Here is an 11,800-nt window from a genome sequence, read left to right on the forward strand (position 1 = left end):
GGATTAGCGCTATATCATTGGTTTTATAATATTTTGAATTAGTTAAAATTTATTAAAGAAATAGTATGAATATAGTCGCTTCTACATTCACTTAACGTCGAGCGAGATTGAACGTTAAGTGAGGTAATCCCTAATAATTTATAAAATTGTTAAAGTATAATCGCAATCGATCTTAAATAAATCAATACGAAAGTTTTTTAGTGATTGGTGTTTTATTACAACTGTATAGGTTGGTTAGTCATAGTTCAAATAAAATACTATTTGTCGTTGCTAAATTAATTGTTAGGGATTTTTTGTTGTTACAAAAGGCGGAGGTATTTATATCTTTCCGCTTTTTGTGTTTTACATATTTCCTCAAAAAAGTAAAAATTAGCCATATTACTAATTAAAAACTATTTATATTGAATAATCCATTTTTTTTTCCGGGTATTTATAGTTTAAATAGTATTAGTAATAGACTTAGATTTAATACTTTTATAAAAAATTAAAACATGAGCTACTATAAAATTGAAAATTTAGAACAATATTTTAAACATTACAATAAATCAGTTCGTGAACCTCGAAAATTTTGGGGAAAAATAGCAGAGGAAAATTTTACGTGGTACCAACAATGGGATAAAGTTGTTGATTTTAATATGGCTGAAGCCGACATAAAATGGTTTACTGAAGCCAAAGTGAATATTGTAAAAAATTGTATCGACAGACATCTTGCAAAAAGAGGCGAAAAAACGGCTATTATTTTTGAACCCAATGATCCTTCAGAAGCAGCATTACATATTACCTATAATGAATTGCATCAACGGGTCTGCAAAATGGCAAATGTGTTGCGTGAACAAGGCATAAGTAAAGGAGATCGCGTTTGTATTTATTTACCTATGATCCCAGAATTAGCCGTTTCAATATTAGCATGTGCCAGAATTGGTGCCATACATTCTGTTGTTTTTGCTGGTTTTTCAGCTTCTGCGGTATCAGCTAGAATTAATGATAGTGAATGTAAAATGGTTATTACTTCTGATGGCGGATTTCGTGGTAACAAAACAATCGACTTAAAAGTAATTGTTGATGAAGCGTTGGAAAAATGTCCTTGTGTTGAAAAAGTTTTAGTAGCCAAAAGAATTCATTCAAAGATCAATATGAAAGCAGGTCGTGACCAATGGCTGGAACCACTTTTGGATCAGGCTTCGGATAATAATGTAGCCGAAATCATGGATGCTGAGGATCCGTTATTTATTTTGTACACTTCTGGTTCAACAGGAAAACCCAAAGGAATGGTTCACACCACTGCAGGGTATATGGTGTATACTGCCTACACTTTCAAGAATGTATTCAATTATGAAGAAAATGATGTTTTTTGGTGTACCGCTGATATTGGCTGGATTACCGGACATTCCTATATTCTTTACGGCCCGTTATTGAACGGAGCTACGACCTTAATTTTCGAAGGCGTTCCGTCTTATCCTGATTTCAGTCGCTTTTGGCAAACCATCGAAAAACATAAAGTCACACAATTTTATACCGCTCCAACTGCTATTCGTGCCCTTGCAAAAGAAAATATAGATTTTGTATTAAAGTACCCATTGAAGTCCTTAAAGGTTATTGGGTCAGTTGGTGAACCTATAAATGAAGAAGCTTGGCATTGGTACAACAATCATGTTGGAGACAGAAGATGTCCTATTGTAGATACTTGGTGGCAAACTGAAACAGGAGGGATTATGTTATCACCTATAGCATTTGTTACCCCAACAAAACCTACCTATGCTACGTTGCCTTTACCCGGAATTCAACCCGTACTAATGGATGAAAAACGAAATGAAATAGAAGGGAATCAGGTCGTTGGTAGTTTGTGCATCAAATTTCCATGGCCAGGAATTGCCAGAACAATCTGGGGTGATCATCAGCGCTACAAAGACACCTATTTCTCTGCCTTTCCAGGTAAATTTTTCACAGGAGATGGTGCTTTACGCGACGAAGTTGGGTATTATAGAATCACTGGAAGAGTAGATGATGTGGTAATTGTTTCCGGTCATAATCTGGGAACAGCACCTATTGAAGATGCTATAAATGAACATCCTGCTGTATCAGAATCAGCTATTGTAGGTTTTCCTCACGACATCAAAGGGAATGCATTATATGGTTTTGTAATCCTCAAAGAAACCGGAGAAACTAGAAATAAAGAAAACTTAGCCAAAGAGATTAATCAGCATATTTCAGATCATATTGGGCCTATTGCCAAGTTAGATAAAATTCAGTTTGTTAACGGTTTACCAAAAACGCGCTCCGGAAAAATCATGAGACGAATCCTTAGAAAAATTGCAGAAGGAGATTATTCTAATTTTGGAGATATTTCTACCTTATTAAATCCAGAGATTGTAGAAGAAATAAAAGAAGGAAAGTTGTAATACCATTTATGTCAAAATAACAATTAGAACTTTGAACCTATAAAATAGCGTCTTTTAATTCAAAACCCTTTCAAATTATAAACTTTGAAAGGGTTTTTTAGTTTAAAATGCAATATGGCAAGAGGTTGAATTTCATTCAAAGAAAATAAAATAGCTGTAAATACTAGTACAAGATGTTAATGTAAACACAATGCGGTGTCAGTCTTTGACTGCTTAGAATAGGTAACCTATCTTTACCTATAAAGCTAAAATTACTATGATTCAATTTGAAAAAAAATACAACATCGCACTCTGGTTAGACAAATGGTTTATTGAAGATTTTGGTTTAGATCCAATAGTGGCTTTGTATTTAAAACTTTTGACGCTTATTTTTGTATTGTTTATAATAAGTTTTTTGTCTTGGTATTTAACGAAAATAATTATAGTTCGTTTTGTGCACAAAATTTTTTTAAAAACAAAAGTAGTTTGGGATGATGTCCTGATAGAAAGAAAAGTTTTTGAAAAAATAGCCTATTTAGTCCCTGCTTTCATCATTATCATGGTTGCTCCATACATCTTTGGAGATTTTCCAAAAGCAATTGAGTATATAATTATTCTATCAAATATCTTTATAATTTTAGTAATAATACGTTCTGTTATTACTGTATTATCAGTCTTTGATGAAATAGTGTCCAATACCTTAATTTTAAAAGACAAACCGATTACCAGTTACATTCAGGTACTTAAGATTGTAGTCTATTTTATTGGAGGAATACTAGTTTTATCCATCATGTTAGGCAAAAGTCCTTTCTATTTTCTTGGGGCAATGGGCGCAATGACGGCTATTTTACTTTTAATTTTTAAAGATACCATTCTGGGGTTTGTTGCCAGTATTCAAATGTCTGTGTATGATATGGTTCGAATAGGAGACTGGATTTCGATGCCAAAATATGATGCGGACGGCGATGTGATGTCAATCAATTTAAATACTGTAAAAGTTCAAAATTGGGATAAAACGATCACTACAATACCCACTTATGCTTTTATCACAGACTCTTTCAAGAACTGGCGTGGTATGAGTGATTCTGGCGGGAGACGAATAAAAAGAGCTATTTATTTAAAAGTCAGTAGTTTTCAGTTTTGTGATGAAAAAATGCTCTCGCAATTCAAAAAATACAAACTAATTCAAAATTACATCACTCAAAAAGAAAATGAGGTACACAAAACTAATTCGGAAATATTGGACAATGAGATCGTTTCAGTAAATATCAGGAGGCTGACTAACATAGGCGTTTTTAGAATCTATGCTGAAAAATACATTACGGCTCATCCCAATATTAATAAAGACATGACCATAATGGTGCGTCAGCTAGAATCTACATCGAAAGGATTACCACTAGAAATTTATTGCTTTAGCGCAGAAAAAGAATGGCTAAAATACGAGACTATTATATCTGATATTTTTGATCATCTATTTACCATCACTTCTGAATTTGAACTCGAGGTTTTTGAGGAACCTACAGGAAATGATTTTCGGAATTTCAACCGGTAATTTCATCGGTACTGTTTAAAGCTATTGATTAATCAACCATATTTTTTTTAATAAAAATTAAATAATCAGTCTTTTTTTATCATTTGTTATACCCACAGTAGCAAACAAATCCATAAATTTACTTCCAGATGAAAGATAAACAAGTAGTAATTATTGGTGGTGGGTTAGCTGGACTGACTTCGGCTATTCATTTATCTAAATTAGGGCTTCAGGTGACGGTTATTGAGAAGAATAGTTATCCAAAACATAAAGTGTGTGGAGAATACATCTCTAATGAAGTGATGCCATATCTCAATTGGTTGGATTTAGATATAGCCCATTTAAAGCCGACACACATTACAAAACTTGAGTTTTCTACTGCAAGAGGAAAAACAATACAAAGTATTTTACCTCTTGGTGGTTTTGGCATCAGCCGTTTTGTTTTAGACGAATATTTGTATAAAAAGGCTATCGATAACGGGTGTACAATACTAAAAGATCAAGTTGAAAATGTTCATTTTGAGCAGGATAAATTTATGATAACCACGACAAATTTAATGGTTTTAGAGTCCCAAATGGTGATTGGTGCTTTTGGCAAACGTTCTATTATTGACCAAAAAATGAACCGAGAATTTATTCATAAAAAATCACCTTGGCTGGCCGTAAAAGCACATTATTCTGGTAAATTTCCAAATGATGTAGTGGGTTTGCATAATTTTAAAGGAGGCTATTGCGGAGTTTCTAAAGTTGAAAACGAAGTGATTAACATGTGTTATCTAGCCGATTATAAAACGTTTCAGCAGTTTAAAAACATTACTGAATATCAAAATACTATTGTTTCTCAAAACCCACACTTAAAAACCCTTTTTGAAACCAGTACATTATTGTTTGAAAAACCATTGACCATAAGCCAAATCTCTTTCAAAAAGAAACACGCCGTGGAAAACCATGTTTTAATGATTGGCGATACAGCCGGATTAATTCATCCTTTGTGCGGAAACGGAATGGCTATGGCAATTCATAGCGCCAAAATCGCATCAGAATTAGTAGTTCAATTTTATAACACCGAGATTAAATCCAGAGCCGAATTAGAAAAGCGATACCTGCAAGAATGGAATTTAAATTTTAAGGGAAGACTTAAAATGGGACGGTTTTTATCCAATATTTTACAAAAACAAAAACTTTCAGCAGTATTGATGCGGATATTAATTATATTTCCATTTTTATTGCCAAAAATTATAAAAAAAACACACGGAAAACCAATCACTCTTCACTCGTAAATGATACTAGATACCAAATATAGAACTGATAAACCGGAAATCATGGATGATTTTGCCATGGAAGGTGAGATTTTACGTGATGCCTTAGATAAAATTGCCCGGATTAATCAGCTTTTAGGAGGAAACCAGTTGACTCTAAGAGGAGTACAAGAACTTGTTCAGGATTCCAAATCTAAAGAAATTGTTATTATAGACGTGGGTTGTGGTAATGGGGATATGTTGCGAACCCTGGCTGATTTTGGTCTTAAAAACAACCTAAATTTCCAGTTAATAGGCATCGATGCTAACAATTTTACAATTTCACATGCACGACAATTATCAGATAAATATGCTAATATCAGTTATCGCTGCGAAGATATTTTTAATGAATCATTTAATGATCTAAAGTATGATATTGTTTTGTGCACTTTGACGTTACATCATTTCAAAGACGATGAGATTATTCGATTATTGAAAGTTCTTTATAACAATACATCCATCGGAATTGTAATAAATGATTTACATCGTAGCGCCATTGCCTATCGATTATTTCAGGCATTATGTGTTGTTTTTCAGTTGAATGCTATGTCACGAGAAGACGGATTAACATCAATTTTAAGAGGTTTTAAGAAAGAAGAATTGATAGCGTTCTCAAAAAAATTAAATTTTAAAAACTATAAAATTCATTGGAAATGGGCTTTTAGATACCAATGGATAATTTCAAAAATATGAGTGTAAAAATTAAAAACGTAACCAAACAGCTGCCTAAATATTCCAGAACAACAGCTGAAATAATTCCTTTTTTGGATGCTTGGCTAGTGGGACAAGACGAACGATTCATCAGAAAAGTAAAGAAAATTTTTGAAGGTGCAGCTGTAGACAAACGCTATTCCATAATGGATCCGATAGAGGTGTTTACCAAAACTTCATTTGAAGAAAGAAATGCTATTTATGTTCGTGAAGTCATTGATTTAGGTGAAAAAGTATTAGCAAAAGCTTTAAAAAAAGCAAATTGGAATCCGCAAGATTTAGATTATATCATCACGGTAAGCTGCACCGGAATTATGATTCCGTCTCTCGATGCGTATTTAATCAATACATTGAAGTTGCGTCAGGATATAGTAAGGCTTCCCGTGACCGAAATGGGTTGTGCCGCCGGGATTTCAGGAATTATTTATGCTAAAAATTTCTTGCAGGCCAATCCCGGAAAACGAGCTGCGGTAATTGCCGTAGAAAGTCCCACGGCTACGTTTCAACTCGATGATTTTTCGATGGCAAATATCGTAAGTGCTGCGATTTTTGGTGATGGTGCCGCTTGCGTTTTACTTTCCTCGCATGAAGATGACGAAGGTCCTGAGATTGTAGCAGAGGAGATGTATCATTTTTATGATAACATCCACATGATGGGTTTTAAACTCACCAATTCTGGATTGCAGATGGTACTTGATATTGAAGTACCGGAAACGATTGTTTCTCATTTTCCGGATATTATTCATCCTTTTTTAGAAAAAAATAATTTAAAAATGGAGGATATTGATCATCTTATTTTTCATCCCGGTGGAAAGAAAATTGTGCAAACCGTTGAGGCTTTATTTTCTGGTTTGGGAAAAAATATTGATGATACCAAAGAGGTTTTACGCTCCTATGGAAATATGTCCAGCGCCACAGTTTTGTATGTTTTAGAACAAATCATGGATAAGCAGCCTAAAAAAGGAAAAAAAGGATTAATGCTGAGTTTTGGACCCGGATTTTCGGCACAACGAATTTTATTGGAGTTTTAGCTCCCAAATGGGGGAATAGAAAAACTATGAAAAAAGAAGAAATTATAGCCAAATTACCGTATTCTAAATCCTTTTTGTTTGTGGATGAAATTCTCCAAATCGATGAAAACGGAGTGGAAGGAACCTTTACTTTTGATGAAAATCTTGATTTTTACAAAGGTCATTTTAAGGAATTTCCAGTTACTCCAGGTGTAATTTTGATAGAAGTCATGGCGCAAATTGGATTGGTTTGTCTTGGCATTTTTTTGTTAGATGATTCATTTACTTCTAGTACTTCAATTGCCTTAACATCAAGTGAAATAGAATTTTTAAAACCTGTTTTTCCAAATGAAAAAGTGATCGTAATTTCAGAAAAAATATATTTTAGATTTGGAAAATTAAAATGTAAAGTCATCATGAAAAACGAAAAAGGAGAAAATGTTTGCACAGGAACAATAGCGGGAATGATCCTCACCCCAACCCTCTCCAAAGAAGTGGGACTCAAAACCGAATTAAAATAAATTAAGCAATAGTATAATTTGATTCTTTTCAATATTTTGTAACTGTAATACTCTATTTGGTAGTATTAAAATTATTATTTTTTTGCCATTGTTATTGAAATTGAATATTATTTAACATTAAAAAATGAACAAAAGAGTAGTTATAACGGGTCTTGGTGTAGTTGCTCCAAATGGAGTAGGTCTCGATGCGTTCACTCATGCCATCAAAAACGGAATTTCCGGGATCAGGCACGACGCTGAGTTGGAGCGATTGCAATTTTCTTGTCAAATTGTAGGAAAACCCGAAGTTTCTGCAGAATTAGCAGGGCATTATTTTACGGAATTAGAACTTAGAAACTTCAATTCAACAGGGATTTTATATGGCGTAATTGCCGGAATTGATGCCTGGAAGGATGCCGGATTATCATTGGAAATTAACGAAGAACCGGATTGGGACAGTGGAACTATTTTTGGAACAGGAACTTCCGGAATTGATAAATTTCGCGAAAGCATTTATAAAATAGATAATTTACAAACGAGAAGACTGGGAAGTACAGCCGTAGCGCAAACAATGAATAGTGGTGTGAGTGCGTATCTGGGTGGAAAATTAGGACTTGGAAATCAAGTCTCTACTAATTCTTCGGCCTGCACGACTGGCACCGAAAGTATTTTAATGGCGTATGAACGCATCAAATCAGGGCAGGCAAAACGTATTTTAGCCGGAAGTACCAGTGATTCCGGCCCGTATATTTGGGGCGGATTTGATGCTATGAAGGTATGTACTTTTAAACATAATGAAACACCAAAACAGGGTTCTAGACCAATGAGCACAGCTGCTTCCGGATTTGTTCCCGGAAGCGGAGCAGGTGCTTTGGTCTTAGAAGATTTAGAAAGTGCGATTGCACGTGGCGCACGAATTTATGCGGAAGTTTTAGGTGGAAATATCAATTCAGGAGGGCAGCGCGGTTTAGGAACCATGACTGCACCAAATCCGGTTGCGGTGCAAAGATGCATTCAAAATGCTTTGACAAATGCCGGAATTTTAGCCAGTGAAATTGACGCAATCAACGGACATCTGACAGCCACTTCCAAAGATAGTCTTGAAATTCAGAATTGGAGTGAGGCTTTAAATCGAAAAGGAATTGATTTTCCATACATCAATTCTTTAAAGTCGATGGTGGGACATTGTTTAAGTGGCGCCGGTAGTATTGAAAGCGTGGCTTCGGTACTGCAATTGCATCACGGATTTATTTTCCCGAATATCAATTGTGCCGATTTGAATCCAGAAATAACAGCACTAATTGATGAATCAAGAGTTCCACGACAACGACTTGATATAGAAATAAATACATTAGCAAAAGCCAGTTTTGGTTTTGGTGATGTGAATGGGTGTGTAATTTTTAAAAAATTTAAAAAATGAAAAAATGAACCGTAAATTCCCCAATTTGTGGTAATTTTTTTGGCGTTAGAAAACGAAATGTACTTAAGTGCTGTAAAATCAATATTAATTATGAACAAACAAGAAACTATTCAGGAGCTAAAAGCCATTGTAAAACCATATATTCTGAATCAAGAAGCTTTTGACTCACTCACTGAAGATACGGATTTCATCAATGATTTAAAGATAAACTCCGCTAATTTAGTAGATGTTATTTTGGATATAGAGGAAAAATATAATATTTTGATTGATAACGAATCAATGGAGCGCATGATAAATGTAAAAGCAGCTATGGCCATTATTGAAACCAAATTAGCTGAAAAAAGTAGTGAATCACCAGAAAAATGATAGGAAATGACCTTGTCGATTTGGCTTTAGCCAAAAAAGAAAGCAATTGGCAACGCAACCGCTTTTTAGATAAAATATTTACTAAAAACGAACAGCTGTTAGTTTCTAATGCCGTAAATCCAGAAGTAATGGTTTGGAATTTATGGTCCAGAAAAGAGGCGGCTTATAAAATCTACAATAGGGAAACAGGAATTCGAGGTTTTTTTCCTTTGCAACTGGAATGTTTTTACGAAAACACAACATTAGGAACTGTTTGTATCAAAGGAAAAATATATTTTACTCAAACTAAAATAGATCAGGATTGCATTCATACCATTGCTGTTGCCGGGAAAGAGTATTTCAAAAAAATTGAAAACTTGAATTCCGCCGATGCTATCTTTAAAAAAAATGGAATTCCTTACCGTATTGATGCGCATTCTAAAATGGAGAAACCCGTTTCCATCAGCCATCACGGTCGTTTTTGGAAAGGAATAACCCTATGATTTTTTTGCAAAAAGCACTTTTTTTTTCATACAATAGGGCGAGATTTATAAACAATGGTTACATTTGAACTTGTTGCAATTTTAAAAACAACAAAAAGTATCTTTTATAACGTATAGCAATTTATATTTAATGCAAATCATTCATAAAATAGACGATTTTCTATTTACGCTTTTCCCGAAATTAGTTGGGGGGGGGGTAATTCATTATTAATCAGTGAATTAGAATCGTATTACACTTTTGGTTCTTTTTCCCCAAAAGTTTCCATTACTGAGGATTGGGTTACCATAACCATTGACACTTCGGCAATCCTGCTTCAAGAAAATGATTTCCGCAAAACGGTAGCCCTTTGTGAAAAAGGAAACTATCAAGAAGCAAAACCCATTCTACAAAATCTTATCGAGAACAATCCTACCAATTCGGAATTCCATCGAATTATGGGACAAATCCTGTCTGATCAAGGTCATCAGGATGCAGCGATAAATAGTCTGATTGATGCATTGCGCTGGGATTCTAAGAATCATTGGGCGTTGCTGATGATGGGAAATATTTTTGCTAAGTTCAAGAATGATATTCCTACGGCAATGTTGTACTATGATCAGGCTTTGGTGGTGAATCCAAAAGATGCTATTACAATGAATAACATTGGAGCAAACCTTATGCAACAAGGGAAGTTGGATGAATCCAAAAAATATTTTTTGGAAGCTATAAAAATAAATGATCACTATCCAAATACTCATTTTGCTCTTGGAATGTTAGCCGAAATTCAAAATGATTTAGAATCCGCTTTTGACAGTACTTTGAAAGCTATAAAATGCAATCCAAATAAAGATATACTGTACAAGAATTCAGTAAATCAGGCTTTTGATGTTGCCAATAAAATTATTTCTAACACTGATGGGAATTCGCTTTTTGCAGAATACAAGCATCAATTAGAATTTGATTGCGGAAAAGAAATTGATGTTCTAGTAGATTCTGAAATTCCAACGGCAGCCAAGATTGAGTTTGCTGAAAACTACAATCGGATTAAGCACATCGTTCGGTATAAACCCAATTATCCTGCCGTAGCACACTTGGTTCTGCACGAATTAGCACATCTTGATTTTGTAATTCAAGCGAGAAAACGGGGATTAAATCAGCTTTTTACGGCTACTCCACAAAACAGAGCTGTTTTTTTGAAAACGGTACAACCTACTATTGCCAAGTTGCATGAAATGAATATTCCAGAGCAATCGATTACTCAATTCTGTACTGGTTTATTTGACGGGTTAAATTTGCAAGCCTACAATACTCCAATAGATTTATTCATTGAGGATTTTATATACAACGAATTTCCCCAATTGAGATCGTATCAATTCCTGTCGCTTTACGCTTTGATTCAAGAAGGCTTGAAAGCCGTAACCGATGTGACTGTTATTGAACTTTCGCCTGCAACACTACTTTCGAAATCTAAGATTTACAACTTAGTAAATACCTTACAGTTTAAAGCATTATTTGGTTTAGATTTTATAAACGATTTTAATGCCACTCCAGCCGAATTGCGCAAAGCCGAAGGTTTTTATGCTGAATTTCTCGAATACAAAGACAATCGTAAACCTGCCGAAGAATATGAATTGGTACAACATTGGGCCGAAGATTTACAGATTGACTCTTATTTTGAATTGGAAAATGAGGACGAATACCGCAAACGATCTGATGTAGATACTTTTATTGAAAAATTAGAAAAAGATCCTTTTGGTCTACACGACAATGCTGCTTTCAAAGAGAAGGAAATGGAACAGTTTCTCAAAAACCAAGAACATATTGGGACTAATATGGCAGTCACGATGTTTATGGTTGATGCTTTGCAGTATTTTAAGGATGTACCGCTAGAGGAAGTCAAGAAAATAGCCTTTGAAATCGCAATGCAAGGGACACAAGGTTTTGACCCAAATCAAAAAAACTACATCGTAGGTAGCATTCCAAACAAACGGTTTTCGGGTTATCACATTTTAGCATATTATTATGTGAGTTGGATGTTAGCTATTCCTGAAATGGTTTCTCAGTTGCAATTGCCTTTTGAAGAGGAATATAAAGTAGCATTGACACTTTTTAAATCGAAATAAA

At 34.5% G+C, this 11,800-nt stretch carries 10 protein-coding genes; all 10 read left to right on the forward strand.

Annotated features, from left to right (window positions below):
* The first annotated feature begins 491 nt into the window (after positions 1-491).
* The 10 genes from acs (at position 492) to EKM02_RS00975 (ending at position 11,799) form a co-directional block, all read left to right on the forward strand.
* The gene (gene acs, locus EKM02_RS00930; protein ID WP_126451601.1) at positions 492-2,399 is read left to right on the forward strand and encodes an acetate--CoA ligase; all 1,908 of its coding nucleotides are present in this window, start codon (positions 492-494) and stop codon (positions 2,397-2,399) included.
* A 256-nt stretch (positions 2,400-2,655) separates the two neighbouring features.
* Positions 2,656-3,930: a mechanosensitive ion channel family protein gene (locus tag EKM02_RS00935; RefSeq protein WP_126451602.1), complete on the forward strand. Its 1,275-nt coding sequence runs from the start codon at positions 2,656-2,658 to the stop codon at positions 3,928-3,930.
* Positions 3,931-4,058: 128 nt separating this feature from the next.
* Positions 4,059-5,189 (forward strand): NAD(P)/FAD-dependent oxidoreductase, encoded by a 1,131-nt coding sequence (locus EKM02_RS00940; RefSeq protein WP_126451603.1) that lies wholly within the window; start codon positions 4,059-4,061, stop codon positions 5,187-5,189.
* Positions 5,190-5,900: a methyltransferase domain-containing protein gene (locus EKM02_RS00945; protein ID WP_126451604.1), complete on the forward strand. Its 711-nt coding sequence runs from the start codon at positions 5,190-5,192 to the stop codon at positions 5,898-5,900.
* Positions 5,897-6,949: a type III polyketide synthase gene (locus EKM02_RS00950; protein WP_126451605.1), complete on the forward strand. Its 1,053-nt coding sequence runs from the start codon at positions 5,897-5,899 to the stop codon at positions 6,947-6,949. The genes EKM02_RS00945 and EKM02_RS00950 overlap by 4 nt, the downstream gene beginning before the upstream one ends.
* A gap of 26 nt (positions 6,950-6,975) precedes the next feature.
* On the forward strand, positions 6,976-7,449 hold the full coding sequence (locus EKM02_RS00955; protein WP_126451606.1) for a 3-hydroxyacyl-ACP dehydratase FabZ family protein: 474 nt from the start codon (positions 6,976-6,978) through the stop codon (positions 7,447-7,449).
* 124 nt (positions 7,450-7,573) lie between these two features.
* Positions 7,574-8,848: a beta-ketoacyl-[acyl-carrier-protein] synthase family protein gene (locus EKM02_RS00960; protein WP_126451607.1), complete on the forward strand. Its 1,275-nt coding sequence runs from the start codon at positions 7,574-7,576 to the stop codon at positions 8,846-8,848.
* A gap of 90 nt (positions 8,849-8,938) precedes the next feature.
* A complete protein-coding gene (locus EKM02_RS00965; RefSeq protein WP_126451608.1) occupies positions 8,939-9,214 on the forward strand; it encodes an acyl carrier protein in 276 nt (91 codons plus the stop codon).
* Entirely contained in the window at positions 9,211-9,696 is a 486-nt protein-coding gene (locus EKM02_RS00970) for a 4'-phosphopantetheinyl transferase superfamily protein (protein ID WP_126451609.1), read from the forward strand. Before EKM02_RS00965 ends, EKM02_RS00970 begins: the two co-directional genes overlap by 4 nt.
* Positions 9,697-10,131: 435 nt before the next feature.
* Entirely contained in the window at positions 10,132-11,799 is a 1,668-nt protein-coding gene (locus EKM02_RS00975) for a tetratricopeptide repeat protein (protein WP_126451610.1), read from the forward strand.
* The last annotated feature ends 1 nt before the right edge of the window (position 11,800 follow it).

The sequence above is a fragment of the Flavobacterium sp. RSP49 genome (assembly GCF_003968735.1).
GTDB lineage: Bacteria > Bacteroidota > Bacteroidia > Flavobacteriales > Flavobacteriaceae > Flavobacterium.

What these genes read in the sequence shown, in the direction of transcription:
- acs (WP_126451601.1), top strand. Translation starts at nt 492, where the DNA reads ATGAGCTACTATAAAATTGAAAATTTAGAACAATATTTTAAACATTAC.
- EKM02_RS00935 (WP_126451602.1), top strand. Translation starts at nt 2,656, where the DNA reads ATGATTCAATTTGAAAAAAAATACAACATCGCACTCTGGTTAGACAAA.
- EKM02_RS00940 (WP_126451603.1), top strand. Translation starts at nt 4,059, where the DNA reads ATGAAAGATAAACAAGTAGTAATTATTGGTGGTGGGTTAGCTGGACTG.
- EKM02_RS00945 (WP_126451604.1), top strand. Translation starts at nt 5,190, where the DNA reads ATGATACTAGATACCAAATATAGAACTGATAAACCGGAAATCATGGAT.
- EKM02_RS00950 (WP_126451605.1), top strand. Translation starts at nt 5,897, where the DNA reads ATGAGTGTAAAAATTAAAAACGTAACCAAACAGCTGCCTAAATATTCC.
- EKM02_RS00955 (WP_126451606.1), top strand. Translation starts at nt 6,976, where the DNA reads ATGAAAAAAGAAGAAATTATAGCCAAATTACCGTATTCTAAATCCTTT.
- EKM02_RS00960 (WP_126451607.1), top strand. Translation starts at nt 7,574, where the DNA reads ATGAACAAAAGAGTAGTTATAACGGGTCTTGGTGTAGTTGCTCCAAAT.
- EKM02_RS00965 (WP_126451608.1), top strand. Translation starts at nt 8,939, where the DNA reads ATGAACAAACAAGAAACTATTCAGGAGCTAAAAGCCATTGTAAAACCA.
- EKM02_RS00970 (WP_126451609.1), top strand. Translation starts at nt 9,211, where the DNA reads ATGATAGGAAATGACCTTGTCGATTTGGCTTTAGCCAAAAAAGAAAGC.
- EKM02_RS00975 (WP_126451610.1), top strand. Translation starts at nt 10,132, where the DNA reads ATGGGACAAATCCTGTCTGATCAAGGTCATCAGGATGCAGCGATAAAT.